This window comes from Psychrobacter sp. Ps2 (assembly GCF_022129405.1).
In the GTDB taxonomy this organism is placed as follows: domain Bacteria; phylum Pseudomonadota; class Gammaproteobacteria; order Pseudomonadales; family Moraxellaceae; genus Psychrobacter.
In genome coordinates this window covers 66,161-85,833 of record NZ_JADQAM010000055.1, presented here as the reverse complement: position 1 = coordinate 85,833, position 19,673 = coordinate 66,161, and the positions used below count along the sequence as shown (strand labels likewise).

General features: G+C 39.3%; 11 protein-coding genes. 10 read left to right on the top strand and 1 reads right to left on the bottom strand.

The features are described 5' to 3' along the window. Positions 1-204: 204 nt before the first annotated feature. The 9 genes from sdhA to I3254_RS08600 all read left to right on the top strand — a co-directional run bounded on the left by sdhA (position 205) and on the right by I3254_RS08600 (position 17,383). Positions 205-2,055 (top strand): succinate dehydrogenase flavoprotein subunit, encoded by a 1,851-nt coding sequence (sdhA, locus tag I3254_RS08640; RefSeq protein ID WP_057757857.1) that lies wholly within the window; start codon positions 205-207, stop codon positions 2,053-2,055. Positions 2,056-2,278: 223 nt separating this feature from the next. Beyond that, positions 2,279-2,989 (top strand): succinate dehydrogenase iron-sulfur subunit, encoded by a 711-nt coding sequence (locus tag I3254_RS08635; RefSeq protein WP_238052561.1) that lies wholly within the window; start codon positions 2,279-2,281, stop codon positions 2,987-2,989. Between the two features lie 914 nt (positions 2,990-3,903). After that, positions 3,904-6,780: a 2-oxoglutarate dehydrogenase E1 component gene (locus tag I3254_RS08630; RefSeq protein WP_238052547.1), complete on the top strand. Its 2,877-nt coding sequence runs from the start codon at positions 3,904-3,906 to the stop codon at positions 6,778-6,780. Between the two features lie 155 nt (positions 6,781-6,935). After that, the gene (gene odhB / locus I3254_RS08625; RefSeq protein WP_101204629.1) at positions 6,936-8,183 is read left to right on the top strand and encodes a 2-oxoglutarate dehydrogenase complex dihydrolipoyllysine-residue succinyltransferase; all 1,248 of its coding nucleotides are present in this window, start codon (positions 6,936-6,938) and stop codon (positions 8,181-8,183) included. A gap of 261 nt (positions 8,184-8,444) precedes the next feature. After that, the gene (gene lpdA / locus I3254_RS08620) at positions 8,445-9,899 is read left to right on the top strand and encodes a dihydrolipoyl dehydrogenase (protein ID WP_238052546.1); all 1,455 of its coding nucleotides are present in this window, start codon (positions 8,445-8,447) and stop codon (positions 9,897-9,899) included. A gap of 158 nt (positions 9,900-10,057) precedes the next feature. After that, entirely contained in the window at positions 10,058-11,224 is a 1,167-nt protein-coding gene (gene sucC / locus I3254_RS08615) for an ADP-forming succinate--CoA ligase subunit beta (RefSeq protein ID WP_114701391.1), read from the top strand. Positions 11,225-11,374: 150 nt separating this feature from the next. Further along, the gene (gene sucD, locus I3254_RS08610; RefSeq protein WP_101204626.1) at positions 11,375-12,250 is read left to right on the top strand and encodes a succinate--CoA ligase subunit alpha; all 876 of its coding nucleotides are present in this window, start codon (positions 11,375-11,377) and stop codon (positions 12,248-12,250) included. Between the two features lie 110 nt (positions 12,251-12,360). Then, positions 12,361-16,170, top strand: coding sequence for a CDP-glycerol glycerophosphotransferase family protein (locus I3254_RS08605; protein ID WP_238052545.1), 3,810 nt, complete (start codon positions 12,361-12,363; stop codon positions 16,168-16,170). A gap of 109 nt (positions 16,171-16,279) precedes the next feature. Beyond that, a complete protein-coding gene (locus tag I3254_RS08600; RefSeq protein ID WP_238052544.1) occupies positions 16,280-17,383 on the top strand; it encodes a stealth family protein in 1,104 nt (367 codons plus the stop codon). Positions 17,384-17,421: 38 nt separating this feature from the next. Here the strand turns inward: I3254_RS08600 and I3254_RS08595 are convergent, their stop codons facing one another. Beyond that, positions 17,422-18,393: a hypothetical protein gene (locus I3254_RS08595; RefSeq protein WP_238052543.1), complete on the bottom strand. Its 972-nt coding sequence runs from the start codon at positions 18,391-18,393 to the stop codon at positions 17,422-17,424. A gap of 161 nt (positions 18,394-18,554) precedes the next feature. Here I3254_RS08595 and galE point away from each other — a divergent pair, with 161 nt between their 5' ends. After that, on the top strand, positions 18,555-19,616 hold the full coding sequence (galE, locus tag I3254_RS08590; RefSeq protein ID WP_238052542.1) for a UDP-glucose 4-epimerase GalE: 1,062 nt from the start codon (positions 18,555-18,557) through the stop codon (positions 19,614-19,616). Positions 19,617-19,673: the final 57 nt, after the last annotated feature.

Here is a 19,673-nt window from a genome sequence, read left to right as displayed (position 1 = left end):
CTGATCAGCTAATCTGATTATAGTTGAGTAGGCTTAGTTCAGTATAACGATAGATATGCAAATTAAGTGGTTAACGATTATTGAGAGTCCTTATTTTATAAGCGTATGAAATGGCCAAATAGTAAGCCTTTATAGCTGTAATAGAGATGTCTCAAAAAATCTTTGATTTACTTTTACGCATTAACAGGCATTAGGAAAACCGTAATGGCAACTAGACAAGACAATACCATTAGTAATATCAAGACCCTAAACTACGATGCAGTTATCGTTGGTGGCGGTGGCTCAGGTATGCGTGCTTCATTGCATTTAGCAGAAGCGGGCATGAAGGTTGCAGTCCTTACCAAAGTATTCCCAACGCGTTCGCACACAGTTGCCGCTCAGGGTGGTATCGGTGCAAGTTTGGGCAACATGAGCAATGACAACTGGCACTTTCACTTTTATGATACCGTTAAAGGATCAGATTGGTTAGGTGACCAAGACGCTATCGAATATATGTGCCGTGAAGCGCCAAAAGTAGTCTATGAGCTTGAGCATATGGGCATGCCGTTTGACCGTAACGAAGACGGTACTATTTATCAGCGTCCGTTCGGTGGTCACACGTCTAACTATGGTGAAAAAGCAGTACAACGTGCTTGTGCCGCTGCTGACCGTACAGGTCACGCACTATTACATACGCTATATCAGAAAAACCTAGAGCAGGGCACTGAGTTCTTTATCGAGTGGATTGCCCTTGATTTGATCAAAGACGAAGCTGGCAACATCAACGGTGTTGTCGCGCTTGAGCAAGAGACGGGTACGATTGCAGTATTCCAGTCACCAATTACTGTCCTAGCGACAGGTGGTGCTGGTCGTATCTTCGCAGCTTCTACCAATGCTTATATCAATACTGGTGACGGTATTGGCATGGCAGTACGTGCTGGTATTCCATTGCAAGATATGGAGTTCTGGCAGTTCCACCCAACTGGTGTTCATGGTGCAGGTGTACTATTGACTGAAGGTTGCCGCGGGGAAGGTGCTATCTTGCGTAATAAAGATGGCGAAGCGTTCATGGAGCGTTATGCACCAACCGTAAAAGACTTGGCACCACGTGATCTTGTATCGCGTTCAATGGACCAAGAAATCAAAGAAGGCCGTGGTTGTGGTCCTAATGCTGACCATATCGTAATGGATATGACGCATTTAGGTGTTGAAACCATCATGAAGCGTCTACCATCAGTATTTGAGATTGGTAAAAACTTCGCCAACGTTGACATCACTAAAGAGCCAATTCCAGTAATCCCAACCATTCACTACATGATGGGTGGTATTCCAACCACTATTCATGGTCAAGTGATTGTACCGGATCTAGAAGCAGGTACTGATGAAGATGGCCTATATGCTAAAGGCAATGTGGTTAAAGGTCTTTATGCAATCGGTGAATGTGCTTGTGTAAGTGTACATGGTGCTAACCGTCTAGGTACGAACTCTCTGCTAGATCTATTGGTATTTGGCCGTGCAGCTGGTAAGCATATCGTTGATGAGTTCCACCATGCAGATCACAACTATAAGCCGCTTGATCCACGCGTACTTGACTTTACAGTGAAGCGTTTAGACAAGCTGCAACAGTCTACTGAAGGCTATAACGCTCAAGACGTGGCTGATGAGATTCGTGCTACGATGCAAAAACACGCTAGTGTATTCCGTACGCAAGCGATGATGGACGAAGGCGTTGAGAAGATTTTAGCGCTAGGTGAAAAAATCGACAAGATTCATCTTGGCGATAAATCACAAGTGTTCAACACAGCACGTATTGAGGCATTCGAAGTTGCTAACTTATATGAGGTAGCAAAAGCGACAATGATATCTGCAGCGAAGCGTCATGAAAGCCGCGGCGCACACAGTGTATCTGATTATGATCGTCCAGAAGATGATGATTACGCACCTAACGGCCGTAATGACCACGATTGGATGAAGCATACTTTATGGTACTCTGAAGGCAATCGCATCATTTATAAGCCAGTACGTAAAGTGCCATTAACCGTTGATTATATCGAACCAAAAGTCCGCGTCTACTAATTCTAGACTGCATGCTTTATATATAGTTGATAGATAACAGCAGTGTTAACGTTTTATCCCTTATTAATTTATTAAAAAGGTGACCGCCAGCTACATGCTCATGCCAGCGCTACTACGCTATTAATTGGTACCCGATACTGGTTATCAGTACTGATTAATAGCTAGCGCAAATATGTTGCAATCTTTGTATGCCCGCCATCACCTACGTGTGGAGTTTAGCATTATGAGCCGAGGTACTCGCACCATCGAAATCTATCGCTACGATCCTGATCTGGACGCAGCGCCACGCATGCAAACTTATACGATTGAGCTACTTGATTCAGATCGTATGTTGCTTGACGTACTATTACGCCTAAAGAAAGAAGATGAAACGCTTACTTTCCGTCGCTCTTGCCGTGAAGGTATTTGTGGCTCTGACGGCATGAACATCAATAGTAAGAACGGTTTGGCATGTCTAATCAACATGAACACGCTACCAGAAAAAGTAACGGTTCGTCCGCTACCTGGTTTGCCAGTGGTTCGTGATTTGGTTGTCGATATGAACCAGTTCTATGAGCAGTATGAAAAAGTACATCCATACTTAATTAATGATCAGCCAGCACCACCAACTGAGCGTCTACAGTCGCCTGAACAGCGTGAAAAATTGAACGGTCTATACGAATGTATCCTATGTGCTTGCTGTTCAACCAGTTGCCCATCTTTCTGGTGGAACCCTGATAAGTTCCTAGGTCCATCAGCATTACTGCATGCTTATCGCTTCGTTGCTGATAGCCGTGACGGTGATACTCAAGCACGTTTAGCTCGCTTAGACGATCCGTTTAGCTTGTTCCGTTGCCGCGGTATCATGAACTGTGTATCGGTTTGTCCAAAAGGCTTGAATCCAACCAAAGCGATTGGTCATCTACGTAATATGTTGATTGACCAAGCTGGTTAAGCATAAATAATGGATCTTTATAGTTACTATACGAAAAACACCACCTATATATTAGGTGGTGTTTTTGTTAGTTAAAAAGCTGATATATAGATTTACTACTTTTTATAGCTAACTTGTCATTTAGAAATATGATGAATTTAGCCTATTGAAAAATAGGTATTAAATGATTTAAGAGTAAAACTGTATGGTCAATACGTTGGTCGTATGTAAGAAGAAATAATATATAGACAATCACCCTATATAATCAAATATAGACATAGTCGAATTTTGGTATAATTGTATTTGTTATTTAGTGAGATGATCAAAGCATCTTTTTTAGCGCTTAATATGTGCCGTTTGAGCAGATTATGACATTATCAGGCTAAAATACTATGCGCACAATGATTATGCGTTTATAATTGATGATAGATATTCATTACATAAATACCTAGTATTGAATAAACAAACTATGTCGAAAAAAATGGGCATGATAATCTATACAGCAATGTATGTCTGTCTGAAAAGGCAGAATTTATCAGCAAATTTAGGGTAGTTCAGCATTAATAACCAGTTTATAGGTTAGCTGAAAATATAATTATCTATTAATAGCTTATCATTAATGGATTGGTTATGACTCAAAGAAGTATATATAAATTAATGTTGTGAAACGAGCTAGATAAGAAAACTGAGCGTTCACAAATAGTTTTATTTTTAGACGGGTATTGCAATAAGACTTGTTACCACTATTTAGCATCACTTGCTCCTGTAGACAATGACAGCAATATTCTATGGTGATGGCAATACTTAGGGATAAAAGTGTTTTATCGAATAGTATTTAACAGGATATGACACATTGTCTAACTACCTGAGCATACAACGACTGACACAATAATAAGCACGATTCCATTCATTTATCTATCAAATAGACGATTATTATGAATAGTATAACCAAAGAAAAATCTGGCCAAGTACATACCGAACTGGCTGCCGATAACGCCAACTATATAGAAGCTCTCTACGAGCAATACCTAACAGACCCTGATAGTGTTGATACTGACTGGCAAACGTACTTTGAACAGTATAAGTCGCAGAATGATGCTCAGCATAACGCTATCAAAGATCAGTTCTTACTACTTGCTCGTAATCAAACGGCGAATAAGAGTAGCAGTACTGATACGGACTCTAGCAGCTCTGACAACTGTGATCCTAAGCAGATGGGCGTACAGCAATTAATCTCAGCATATCGTCGTCGCGGTCATCGCCGTGCCAAACTTGATCCTTTAGATTTGCATCCACGTGCAGAAGTAGAAGATTTGACGCTTGCTTATCATAATTTGTCAGAAGCTGATCTCGATACCGTATTCCCAACCAATGATTTAGTTATTGGTAAAGATGAAGCCACATTGCGCGAAATCATCGAAATCATGGAACGTGTTTACTGTGGCCATATCGGTGTCGAGTATATGCACGTTACCACCAGTACAGAAAAACGCTGGATGGAAGAATACCTAGAAACCAATCTAGGCTATATCAAATTCGATAAAGAAAAACGTTTATCTATTCTTGAGCGCTTAACCGCTGCTGAAGGTCTAGAAAAATATCTTGCTCGTAAATACACGGGTGTTAAGCGTTTCGGTCTAGAAGGGGGTGAAAGCTTCATTCCTGCGATCAATGAAATCATTCAACGTGCTGGTGGTTATGGCACCAAAGAAATGGTCATTGGTATGGCTCACCGTGGCCGCCTAAACCTACTAGTCAACATCTTAGGTAAAAATCCTGCAGACTTGTTTGACGAGTTTGATGGTAAAGTACAGCCAGAAAAAGGCTCAGGTGACGTTAAATACCACAACGGTTTTTCATCTAATGTGATGACACCAGGTGGCGAAGCGCATTTGGCTTTAGCATTTAACCCATCGCATCTTGAAATTGTCGCGCCAGTACTACAAGGTTCAGTACGTGCCCGTCAAGTACGCCGTAACGATCAGCCATTACTAGACAACACTGGTGGTAATTCAGTATTACCTATCGTGATTCATGGTGATGCTGCTTTCGCTGGTCAAGGTGTGGTCCAAGAAACCTTCCAAATGTCACAGACCCGTGCTTATACCACTGGCGGTACTGTGCATATCGTGATCAATAACCAAGTTGGCTTTACTACTAGCCGTCAAGAAGATGTTCGTTCAACTGAATATTGTACTGACGTTGCCAAGATGGTTCATGCTCCTATCCTACATGTAAACGGTGATGATCCTGAAGCAGTCGTATTTGCCGCTCAGTTAGCATTAGATTATCGTCATAAGTTTGACAAAGACATAATCATTGATTTGTTCTGCTATCGTCGTAATGGCCATAACGAGGCAGATGAGCCATCTGCAACTCAGCCATTGATGTATGCTGTTATTAAGAAGCTTCCAACTACTCGTACTCTTTATGCGCAAAAACTTATCGCAGAAGGTATCTTGAATGCCGAAGAAGAGAAACAGTACGAAGATGACTATCGTGAGTCGTTAGACCGTGGTGATTATGTTGTTAGCTCACTGGTTCAAGAGCCTAACGAGCAGCTGTTTGTAGATTGGAAACCTTATCTAGGTCATGACTTGGTTGATGACTGGGATACCAGTGTTGATATCGAAAAGCTCAAAGGTTATGGACGCCGTATGGCCGAAATGCCAGAAGGCTACAAGTTACAACGTCAGGTTCAAAAAGTTGTTGAGCAGCGTCTAGCGATGCAAACGGGCGAAGAGCCTCTTAACTGGGGTGCAGCTGAGACATTGGCTTATGCATCATTGGTCGATAACGATGGTGTATTAGTACGTATTACTGGTGAAGATGTTGGCCGTGGTACTTTCTCACATCGTCACAGTGAAATATATAATGTAAATGATGGCAGCATGTATGTGCCGTTGTCTAATTTGAGTGAAAATCAAGCACGCTTTGCCACTTATAACTCATTGCTATCAGAAGAAGCGGTACTAGCTTTCGAATATGGTTATGCGACCACTGTACCGAACGCATTGATCGTTTGGGAAGCACAGTTTGGTGATTTCGTTAACGGTGCTCAGGTTGTGATTGACCAGTTCATCTCAAGCGGTGAGACCAAATGGCAGCGTGTTTGTGGTTTGACAATGTTGTTACCACATGGTTTCGAAGGTCAAGGCCCTGAGCATTCATCTGCACGTCTAGAGCGCTTCTTACAGCTATGTGCTGAAGACAATATGCAGGTCATTACCCCAACGACTCCTGCGCAAATTTATCATGCATTACGTCGTCAGGCTGTACGTCCTATTCGTAAGCCACTGATCGTTATGTCACCAAAGAGCTTATTACGTCATAAGCTAGCAACTTCTAATTTAGAAGAGCTTGCGAATGGTAAGTTTGAGACGGTATTGTCAGAGATGGACGATCACAACGCAGATAAAGTGACTCGTATGGTTCTGTGTGGTGGTAAGGTTTATTATGATTTGTTAGAGCAGCGCCGCGCATTAGGTCTTGATCATGTGGCTATCGTTCGTATTGAGCAATTGTATCCATTGCCAGAGACTCGCTTAATCGCTGAAATCGAAAAATACAGCAACCTAACTGAAATCGTATGGACGCAAGAAGAGCCATTAAACCAAGGCGCTTGGTACTATTTAGCACCGCATATGTTCCGTATTGTCGTACCGCATCCAACCAAAGCAAAAGTCATGGAGCCAGTAGCGCGTCCTCCTAGTGCAGCCCCTGCAACAGGGTCACCGAAACTGCATGCTCAACAACAGCAAGCACTTATTGCTGGTGGCCTTGGCATAAGTGTTGATGAATTAGCTCAGTAACACCTTGCCTAATCAAAAGATTATAGAATATAAATGAATCAGGCGATGACAGTCAGTGTTTTTTAATAAAATATAAGCAAAGTTATTAAAAGATTACCGGCTGCCTATCACGACTTAATAATAAGTATGAATATCCAAATCTAAGGAGTATATCGATGGCTGACATCAAAGCCCCCGTTTTTCCAGAATCGGTTGCCGATGGCACAATCGTTGAGTGGCATGTCACTGAAGGTCAACAAGTTAATCGTGATGACCTATTGGCTGAAATTGAAACTGATAAAGTTGTATTAGAAGTTGTAGCACCTGATGATGGTGTATTGACCAAAATCGTAAAGCAAGTTGACGATACTGTATTGTCTGATGAGCTTATCGCTCAGTTTGAAGCCGGTGCAAGTGCTGGTGCTAGCGCAGAAGAAGCGCCAGCAGTAGATCCAGACCAACCAGCTGCGCCAGTTCAAGCAAAACAAGCTGCTGATGGTGGCGAGCCTGTTCAAGCAACAGATAAGAAAGGCGAAGCTGATCATAAAGATCAAAGCCCAGCAGTTCGTAAAGCAGCAAAAGAGTCAGGCGTAGATCCTAAAGAAGTTGAAGGTAGTGGCCGCGGTGGTCGTGTAACCAAAACTGATATGGCTAATCCAACATTGAAATCAGACAGCAGTATCAAGTCTGATAGCGGCCGTCCAGTTGCTGAATCGATGGGTGAGCGTACTGAAAAACGTGTTCCAATGACTCGTCTTCGTAAGCGTGTTGCTGAGCGTCTATTATCAGCATCACAAGATACTGCGATGTTGACGACGTTTAACGAAGTGAACATGAAGCCATTGATGGACATGCGCGCTAAGTACAAAGAGAAGTTTGAAAAACGTCATGGCGTACGTTTAGGCTTTATGTCGTTATTCGTAAAAGCAGCGACAGAAGCATTGAAACGCTTCCCAGCAGTAAACGCTTCACTAGATGGCGATGACATTGTTTATCATGGTTTTTATGATATCGGTGTAGCAGTATCTTCAGATCGCGGCTTGGTTGTTCCAGTATTACGTGATACTGATCGCATGAGCATGGCTGACGTTGAAAGCACAATCCGTGAGTTTGGCGGTAAAGCACAGCAAGGTAAACTTGGCCTAGAAGATATGACTGGCGGTACTTTCACTATCTCTAACGGTGGTGTATTTGGTTCATTGATGTCAACACCTATCTTGAACCCACCACAAACTGCTATCCTAGGTATGCACGCTATCAATGACCGCCCAATGGCTGTCGATGGCAAAGTTGAAATCTTACCAATGATGTACTTAGCATTATCTTATGACCATCGTATGATCGATGGTAAAGAAGCCGTACAGTTCTTGGTAACTATCAAAGAGTTGGTCGAAGACCCTGCAATGCTACTACTAGACCTGTAAGCTTTTAAGCTTGTATTGGCAACCGCTGATACAAGCTTTTTAACTTTGGTATAGATAATGATTTTTATAAATCAGTGATCACTTGATGCGCTGATAACTGTATTTAAATAAATTTAATAATGGTGACTTGCTATCGATTATCGATGAGTGAGTCTATCTCATTGATATAGTGTATTAACTGTTCAGTGTAGATAACGCTGATCTATCAGCGAGATAACAACCAGTTTAAATGACACATACAATTAAAAATAGGAACGTACTATGAAAGACAATTATGATTTAGTCGTCATCGGCGGCGGTCCTGGTGGTTACGAAGCAGCTATTCGTGCAGGCCAGCTCGGTATGAGTGTTGCTTGTATCGAAAAGCGTGTTTATAAAGGCGAGCCAGCACTTGGCGGTACTTGCTTAAACGTTGGTTGTATCCCATCAAAAGCCTTACTTGACAGCTCACATCGTTACGAAGCTACTAAACATGACCTTGACGAGCACGGTATCAGTACTGGTGACGTTGCTATCAATATCGAAAAAATGATAGAGCGTAAAGAAGGCATTGTTAAGCAGTTGACTGGTGGTGTTGCAGCGTTGCTAAAAGGCAATGGTGTTGACTGGCTACAAGGCTGGGGTACATTGGTCGACGGTAAAGGCGCTGACAAAAAAGTCAAATTTACTGCTCTAGAAGACGAAAGCGAAATGACGATCACTGCTAAGAATGTCATTCTTGCGGCAGGTTCTGTGCCTATCGAGATTCCGGTTGCCAAAACTGACGGTGACCGCATTGTTGATTCAACTGGCGCACTTGATTTCACCTCAGTCCCTAAGCGTCTAGGCGTTATTGGTGCTGGTGTTATCGGTCTTGAGCTTGGTTCTGTATGGCGTCGTCTAGGTAGCGAGGTCGTCGTATATGAAGCACTTCCTAGTTTCTTAGCTGCTGCTGACAAAGACATCTCAAAAGAAGCTGGCAAAATGCTGAAGAAGCAAGGCCTTGATATCCGTGTCGATACCAAAGTAACCAATGCTGAAGTACAAGGTGACCAAGTTGTCGTCACTAGTGAAAGTAAAGGCGAATCGAGCGAGGAGAGCTTTGATAAGCTAATCGTTTGTGTTGGTCGTCGCGCTTATTCTGAAAAACTGCTTGGCGATGATAGTGGCATCACGTTGACTGAACGTGGCCTTATCGATGTCAATGACCAGTGCAAAACCAATCTTGATGGCGTTTATGCTATCGGTGATTTGGTCCGTGGTCCTATGCTTGCGCATAAAGCTATGGAAGAAGGCATGATGGCTGTTGAGCGTATTCATGGCGAAAAACCTCAAGTTAACTATGACACTATCATCAATGTCATTTATACTCACCCAGAAATCGCATGGGTAGGTTTGACTGAGCAAGAAGCCGAAGAAGCTGGCTATGAAGTTAAAACAGGTTCTTTCAACCTAGCTGCTAACGGTCGTGCATTAGCGCAAAGTGAAGCGCAAGGTTCTGTGAAAGTAGTTGCTGATGCAAAAACAGATCGTCTATTAGGTATGCATGCTATCGCTGCTGGTGCTGGTGATATCGTCCATCAAGGTATGATCGCGATGGAATTTGTCTCTAGCATCGAAGATCTACAGTTGATGACATTTGCTCATCCAACTATTTCAGAAGCAGTGCATGAAGCTGCTCTATCTGCAGATGGCCGTGCTATCCACGCTATCCAGCGCAAAAAACGTAAGAAATAAGTCGTTGCTCGTTTAGTTATTATCGATTTACAACCTGATTGGGGTGTCGCTATTTTGGTGATGCCACAATCATGAGTGCGTCAGACGTATGATTCATATGTATATGTGCGCACTTGATTTCACTTTTTATTAATTGTAAAAAATAAAGGATACAATCAATGAATTTACATGAGTATCAAGCAAAAGAGCTATTAAAAAGCTACGGTTTGCCAATTCAAGAAGGCATCATCGCTCATAACGGCGAAGAAGCTGCTGCAGCTTTTGATAAAACCCCAACTGACATTGCGGTCATTAAAGCGCAAGTACATGCTGGTGGTCGCGGTAAAGCTGGTGGTGTAAAGCTAGTTAAAACTCGTGAAGAAGCTAAGCAAGTTGCTGAAGAGCTGATCGGTACTAACCTAGTAACGTTCCAAACTGATGCTGATGGTCAGCCAGTAAACTTCGTATTAGTTGCAGAAGATATGTACCCAGTACAAACTGAGCTATATCTTGGTGCAGTCGTTGATCGTGCGACTCGTCGTGTAACCTTCATGGCATCTACCGAAGGTGGTGTAGATATTGAAGAAGTAGCAAACGAGACACCAGAAAAAATCTTTAAAGTACATGTTGATCCTTTAGTTGGTTTGATGCCTTTCCAAGCGCGCGACGTTGCGTTCAAACTTGGTCTAGAAGGCAAGCAAATCAACCAGTTCGTTAAATTGATGACTGGCGCTTATAAGGCATTCGTTGAAAACGACTTTGCTCTAATGGAAATCAACCCATTAGCTGTTCGTGAAAATGGCGAAATCGTTTGTGTTGATGGCAAAATCGGTATCGACTCAAACGCACTATATCGTTTGCCAAAAATCGCAGCGCTACAAGACAAAACTCAAGAAAATGAGCGTGAGCTTAAAGCTGCTGAATTTGACCTAAACTATGTTGCTCTAGAAGGTAACATCGGTTGTATGGTTAACGGTGCTGGTCTTGCAATGGCGACCATGGACATCATCAAATTGTATGGCGGCAAGCCTGCTAACTTCTTGGACGTTGGCGGCGGCGCAACTAAAGATCGCGTTGTTGAAGCGTTCAAAATTATCTTAGAAGACAGCAGTGTTGAAGGCGTTCTAATCAACATCTTCGGCGGTATCGTACGTTGTGACATGATTGCAGAAGCTATTATCGCTGCTATCAAAGAAGTTGACGTACAAGTACCAGTTGTTGTTCGTTTAGAAGGTAACAACGCTGAGTTAGGCGCGCAAATCCTAGAAGAGTCTGGTTTGAAATTGATTTCAGCTCAAGGTTTATCTGACGCGGCTCAAAAAATTGTCGATGCTGTTAAAGCGTAAGTCTTTAAATATAAGTGTTTAGAGATAAACGCTTAAGCATAGTAGTCAAATCGTAATAGTGGTTCTTATAATAAAGATTGGTTATCAAAATTTGATAATGATAGTTATAAAGACCGCTGTTACAAGACAACCGAATACAAGGAAAATATAATGAGTGTATTAATCGATAAAGATACCAAAGTATTGGTACAAGGTTTTACTGGTAAAAATGGTACGTTCCATTCTGAACAAGCCATCGAATATGGTACAAAAGTAGTTGGTGGTGTGACTCCAGGTAAAGGCGGTCAAACGCACCTAGGCCTACCAGTATTCAACACCATGGCGGAAGCCATGGAAGCGACTCAAGCTGACGCTTCTGTTATCTACGTACCAGCACCATTTGTACTAGACTCTATCGTTGAAGCAATCGATGCTGGCGTTAAGTTGATCGTTGTGATCACTGAAGGCGTACCGACTATCGATATGCTAAAAGCAAAACGCTATCTTGAAGAAGCTGGTGACGTACGTTTGGTTGGTCCTAACTGCCCAGGCGTTATTACTCCAGGTCAGTGCAAAATCGGTATCATGCCAGGCCATATCCATCAGCCAGGTAAAGTGGGTATCATCTCACGCTCTGGTACATTGACTTATGAAGCCGTAGCTCAGACAACTAAGCTTGGTTTTGGTCAGTCAACTTGTATCGGCATCGGTGGTGATCCTATCCCTGGTATGAACCAGATTGACGCATTGAAACTATTCGAAGCTGATCCACAAACTGAAGCTATCATCCTAATCGGTGAGATCGGTGGTACTGCTGAAGAAGAAGCAGCTGCTTACATCAAAGACCATGTGACTAAGCCAGTTGTTGGTTATATCGCTGGTGTTACCGCTCCAGAAGGCAAGCGTATGGGTCATGCTGGCGCTATCATCTCTGGTGGTCAAGGTACTGCTGAAGAGAAATTCAAAGCGTTTGAAGATGCTGGTATCGCGTACACACGTGACCCATCTAAACTTGGCGACAAGTTAAAAGAAGTTACTGGTTGGTAAGATAGGCATTAGTCTACTATCTACTAAAACTACATTGAATTATTAAAAAGACACCCCTACAATGGGGTGTTTTTTTTAACTACATTTAAATTTATATAGGTCTTTGAGAAATGAAGAAAATACAGAAATTAGTCGAAATTGTTGACGAGAATATAGTCAACAATTTACCTATCAAAGAACATGATAAAAAGATCTATATAAGACGATTGAGGAAATTAAGAAATGATCCTATTGGTTTCATAGATGGCTCTATCAGGAAACGAGTTCCACAAATTAAAAGTAAAATACCAATCAAGCATACTGGTTCGAATCAATTTGTGGTTGTTTCAGCTGTTTACAATGTAGAAAGCTATATTGAAGAGTATTTCAGAAGCTTAGTCAATCAGTCATTGAGTTTCAAAAAGAATATTACCCTTATACTAGTAGATGATGGATCAACTGATAATTCCAAGAATATTATCAGAAGGTGGCAGAAAAAGTATCCTAAAAATATTGTCTATCTAAGCAAGTCAAATGGCGGGGCATCAAGCGCACGGAACTATGGGTTATCATATTTAAAAGAAAACCATAGTTCAAGAGTTGATTACGTCACATTTATCGATCCTGACGATTTTGTTAGTAATAATTATTTTTCTGAAATAGATACTTTCTTAGAGCAGAATAGTGAATGTAGAATTGTCTCTTGTAATATGAACTATTTCTATGAAGAAAGTGGGTTAATCAAAGACAATCATCCTTTAAAGTTTAGATACAACAAAACTAAAGTTTTTAATACTGAAAATTTTGGAAAAAATATCATACTATCTTCAGCAACAACGATTTATAACGTTAGCATGATACAAAATTTAGGAATACGCTTTGATGAAAGAGTAAAACCCTCATTTGAAGATTGTAAGTTTAATATTGAGATATTATCTATGTACCCTAAAGTTCAGGTAGGGTTTCTAAAAGAATCTATATATTACTATAGGCAGCGTGAAGATTCTTCATCTCTAATGAGTACTTCTTGGCAGAATAAAGGGCTTTTTCTAGATACATTAGAGTACGGTGTATTGAGCGCTTTAGCTTTAACTAAACGAAACATGGGGTATGTACCGAATTATGTACAGAATACGGCTTTATTTCATTGTATAGGTTACTTTCGTAGGTTAGTTAATGCAGAAAACCATGCTGATTTACTTGAGAGCTTTGAAATAGATAAGTTTAAAAGATTATTAGCGGAGATATTTTCTTATATAGAAGAGGATACAATCCTTTCTTACAATCTTCCTAACATGCTTACTAAAAATAGGATTGGATTACTTGGTTATTATAAAAGCGTTAGACATCCTATCAGCTACTTTTATACAAATAGAATAAATACATACACGAATGAAATAAGTATTAGCTTCTTCACGTATTTTTTGAACGACTCTATTAATTTTAGTATTAATAATATTGATACCATTCCAATAGAAGAAAAAATAGTTAAATACGATTTTTTAGGAGATTCGTTTTTCTACGAAAGACGTCTATTGTTAAAGTATACCGAACTAAATGATGTTCTTGAAATTAGGGTAAACGGTAAATTAGTGAATTTAACAGCTTTTACTAAGTCGGTAACGGGAGGTGACTCTGTATCAAATCTAGTTGCTTATATGAAAAAACGAACAGTTTTTGAGAACCATAAGGATTCTTGGGTTATTGTAGATAGGATTAATAAAGCAGATGATAACGCAGAACATTTCTACAGATTTTTAAAAAGTAACCATCCAGACCAAGAGATATATTTTGCACTTGATAAGAATTGTGAAGACTGGTCAAGGTTGGATAGCGAAGGGTTTAATCTGATTGATTATGGAAGTGATAGATTTGTTAACGAGCTGAGACGATGTAAATATATCTTAAGTTCTCATCTTTTTGTATGGAACTTTTTTATAGAACATGGCTTAGAAGCATTATCACAAAAGAAAAATATATGGTTGCAGCATGGTGTTATTGCTAACAATAATGCAAATGTTGTCAATACTAAACATATAGATTTAATGGTAACTTCAACTCATGGTGAGTATCATTCTATAGCTGATAACCATACAGAATATAACCTTACTTCTAATCAAGTACTCCTTAGTGGCCTACCTAGACATGATAAGTTGTTAAGGCTAAATAATGATGTTAAAGATGATAAAACAATATTTGTAATGCCTACTTGGAGAACTTGGTTAAAAAGTGAAAACTTTATAGAAACTAAATACTTTAATGAATGGACTAATTTTCTTAGTTCTTTAGAAACAGAAGCATTATTAGAAAAGTATGATTATAAGATCGTATTTGTAATGCATGAAGAAATCAAAGACTTCAAGTGTTTTTTTCCTAATAGATCCTATATAAAGTATGAAAGTCTCAATGATAAGGGCTTGCAAAATATGTTTGCAACTTCGAAGTTGATGATAACAGATTATTCGAGTGTTGCTTTTGATATGGCATTTATCCAAAAACTTGTAATTTATTACCAGTTTGACCGTGATAGATTCTTTGGTGAACACTATAGAGGAGGTTACTTCTCTTACGAAGAAGATGGGTTTGGCCCAGTAGTTACCACTGAAAAAATGCTATTAAATAGTTTAGAGTCTGCTCTCAAGAGCGATTGTGTACCAGCAGAACCCTACAGAAGTAGGATGCTTGATACCTTCCCATTTAGAGATGGTAAGAATTGCGAGCGAATCTATGAATCAATAATTTCACTTGATAATCCAAGTGATAAGATTAATCAAGGTATACTTACAAGCTTTACTCAACAAGCTTTTGAAGCTGAACAATGGGATTTATCAGTATCTCGTAGTCAGTTTTTTATAGATAATGCAAGTGACGAAGGTAATAAATGGGCGGAAAATATATGGTTGGAATCACTCTTTAGGATTAATAGATTTTCAGAAATATTAGAATACATTGATAGTAAAGCTGAAAATGAACCTATGAGAAAGTATTATTGGCAAGCTAGAATAGCGTTTTCTGTTGCGGATTGGGATAAAGCAATATCTCTATTAGAAAGAATAAACTCTTCAGATGTTGAAATTCTTTTAATTCAATTGCAATGCTATGCCGAAAAAGGTGAGGTCGATGCATTCATTCGTTTGAAAAACGAGATTTCTACAGTAATGTTAAGTGAAGTACAGTTAATTGTATTAGAGGCATGGCATCTACAAGTTATTAAAAGTTGGGAAGAGTTAATTCTATTTTTAGAAACAAGGATCCCAACATTCAGAGAGTGTGAACTAACAGTATATAAGCTTGAAATTTTGCTAGCGCAAGCGTATCGAAAAATTAAAGACTACGATCAAGCACATAGAAATATAGTAAAGTTTGAGACCCATACAAGGAACAATGCAAGGTGTCGTATAGAAACTGCTCTGCTTGCTTTTTCCTGTAAAAAATACAATGAATGTCTCTATCAGTATTTGAAAGCAGTAAACGATGACCTTGAATTGCTAGCACTACCATATGCGCTACAACTCTTAGAGGTATCTACTAATGTTGATAATAGATTAAAAATTAGAGAGACTGTAAATAAACTTTTGTCTATTTATCCAGACTGTAAAGAGATCAAAATAACTCATATTGAGCAACTAACGAAAGAGTTGAAATGGACAGAAGTTATTCTAGCAGCAGAAACATATGGGTTAGTCAATGATAAAGCTATTAATTATCTTCTAACATTGGCACGCTACCGCTTGGGTTGTCTAGATGAAGCCTACAAGAAAGCTTCAAAACCTAATAATAGTGATCCTTATGAATATTGGAATTTAATTAGTGAGATTTCGCTATTAGTAGAAGATGTAGAGCTAGCTAAATACTGTTATAAGGGTATGATTTCTATTTATCCAAATTATAGTAGTTCGGAAAACTGGGCTAAACTTAACGATTTAAGAAATGTTATTTGAGCTATAGTTTGATAATAAAAAAGCTAGGCTTAAGCCTAGCTTTTTTATTAAAACAAATAATGTCTATTAGTAAATAGCTGAAGAGTATGTGTGAAAGGATATGGTTACAATGAAGTTATACAAGCGCAAATTTAGAAAATTGAAAAATAATCCAGGTATTTTTTTTAGAGATTATTTCAATAAACGTTACCCAGTTGCTAATACTGAACTTGGTGTAGACGAAGCGGTAGAAACTGCATTCGTAGAATACTCTAATATTAACACTGTAGACATGCCTAGCGATATGTCTATAGATGTTGTATTTACTTGGGTAGATAACACTGATAAAGTATGGCAAAAAAAGTATGAACAACATAAAGATAGTAGGGGAAATATAAATCTAGGTCAGTATGCCACCGATAGTGCACGCTTTGATAATCACAACGAGTTATTTTATTCAGTCAAGGCTGTTAAGAAATATCTTCCTTGGGTCAGAAATATATATATTATTACTGATAACCAAATACCGACTTGGTTGAATAAAGTGAAGAGTGTTACCGTCATTGATCATACGGAGATTATCGATTCACAGTATCTTCCAACATTTAATTCACATGTGATTGAAGCGTTCCTCTATCGTATCCCTAATTTGTCAGAAAATTTTATTTATTTCAACGATGATGTTTTTGTCGCAAGAGAGCTACCCAAAGAACATTTTTTCTCTGCCAATAATATTAGTTCGTTATTCGTTTCAACTAAGAATTTATATAATATGCAGAAAAAAGGTGTCGAAACACCTACCTTAAAGGCCTCTTTACATAGTATTAAATTATTACAGAGACATTATTCTTACAGTATAAAAAATCCTCTTGTTCATACTTACTTCCCATTGAAAAAATCTGGTTATGAGAAGGCATGGAACTTATTTAAAAAAGACATAGAATCTTTTTTACCTAATAAATTCCGAGGGGTCAATGACATTAATATGGCTTCTTTTCTAGTACCTTGGTTATTATATTGTGAAGCCAAAGCCATAGAAAAGGTAGATGTTTGTTATTATTTTAATATACGTTCAAGACATGCAGTTACTCGTTATGAGAAGTTACTTAAGATGAAAAAATTGAACGTATCTCCGCATTCTTTTTGTGCTAACGATTTCCACAGTGCGGGTTCAAACAAGCTTCCTGATTATCATCAGCGCTTGATGGATATGTTAGAACATTACTACAAATAAGGCTTTTCCAGTATGAATAGCGGTTATCTGCAAAAAAATTAGTAATAATTATTTATTAGATAGAATATCTTGTGTTTGTCTATTTGCTGTTTTAGTTCTGATGTATTTGAGCAGTAATTTTTATAAAACGGCTGTCCTAGTGTGGTAACTTCTATGCCTCGAAGCAATGCTTCAAATCCACCTAGTGAAGTAATCGTATAGACATGATCGATAGTCTCTAATGCATCGACCAAATGAATAGATTGGGTGAGGATCAGGCAATCTAGTTCAGTGAGCGTACGAATGATAGAGTGGTCACCTAACGTCATTGGATGTGGTTTTACAATAATTTGAGCGTCAGGATTTTCTTTAATCGCTTTATTCACTACATCGAGTAAAGTAAAGTCCTTACCGCCACCGTATTTCAGTGAGTCGTCATGAGGTACTTGGCCTAATACCAGAATACGTTCTTTATTCTTAGGACCATATATTGGTGTGACATCGACATAAGATTGATGATTGTATTTGCTCACTCTATGCGACACATAGTAGTCGAGTATCTCTTGTGCTAATACTTCATCATAGTTATCCTGCTCAAAGTCAAAATTTGCAATGAGGTCGGTCAGATCGTTTGGGCGGGTGGTATCAAAATATGGTGCTTGACTATCCATTACAATGGATAATGGTGGCGCGCTACTATCATCTTCAGGACCTGAACGGATAAAACCATCTTCTAGGAAAAAAATGTCTACACCTTGGGCGCGGACATACTCAATAAAGTAATCAGGAGCCTTATAACCCCAAATATAGATAACAGGATTTACACGCTTGATAAAAGGTTTGAGCCATCGATGAAAATAACGCTCATCAAAGTGTCGTTGTATTTGTACATGTGCCGACTCAAACACCCACTCGCCGACCATATCTCGCCAAGGTAGCATACCAACGACTAACGCCAAACGCTGTTTTGAATGGCAGGAATGTTTATAATAGCCCGATAATAGTGGTCGGATGTAAGCATTAAATTTCATGATGTGATGGACGGCTTAGGTAGATAAAAGAAGATCGGATATAAATTATTAAGACATTTATGTTCGCAATGTTTTATAGTTCCCAGTATAGTTACATTTACGAATAAAAACGAATGCCTGCTGCGAAAAATAATGGGTCGATAGAATAATGGGTCGATAGTATGAAAAATAAAATATTAGTTACTGGTGGTGCTGGATATATCGGTTCGCATACTTGTATAGCACTACATGAAGCAGGCTATGATATTGTTGTATACGATAACTTATCTAATAGTAGCCGTGAAGCGATTGACCGTGTCTCTACTCTTATTGGACAGACAATTGAGTTTATTGAAGGGGATATACGAGATTCTGAGTTACTGAGAGAAGTCTTTGCTTCGCACGAATTCTTTGGCGTGATTCACTTTGCTGGTTTAAAAGCCGTTGGAGAGTCAGTAGCAAAGCCATTGCTGTATTATAATAACAATGTCAGCGGTACCATTACCTTATTAGAAGTTATGGCAGAATATAACGTGAAGAATTTAGTTTTTTCATCATCTGCCACTGTCTATGGTGATCCTGAATACTTACCCATCGATGAGAGCTCGAAGCGTTCTTGTACCAATCCTTATGGACAAAGTAAACTTGTTGTCGAATACATATTAGAAGACCTAGCTGTGTCTGATGACAGCTGGAATCTGATTGCTCTTAGGTATTTTAATCCAGTAGGCGCGCATCCATCAGGACAGATTGGTGAAGACCCCAATGATATTCCTAACAACTTGATGCCTTATATTTCTCAAGTGGCCGTGGGCAAACTTGATAAGCTCAGTATCTTTGGTAATGACTATCCTACTGTCGATGGAACAGGTGTCCGTGACTTTATTCATGTTACTGACTTAGCTCAAGGTCATGTGACTGCCCTCGGTTATTTAGAGGAACAAACCAGACCAAACGAAAGTGGTACGACACAACAATACTCAGTAGGCTTTTTACCTATTAACTTAGGTACTGGTAAAGGTACGTCTGTATTAGAATTGGTATCTGCATTTTCTGATGTATCTGGACAAGCTATTCCCTATCAGTTTACAGGTCGTCGAGCAGGTGATATTGCGAGTTGTTATGCCAGTGCCGATAAAGCAAAAACGTTATTAGGGTGGCAAGCTGAGTTATCAATTAATGATATGTGTCAAGATACATGGCGTTGGCAGAGCATGAATCCCAATGGTTATTATATATCATAGTTTTTACTAGAGTCATGTTTAAGGAATGTCCGAAGCAACTCAACAAGTATTTTCTAA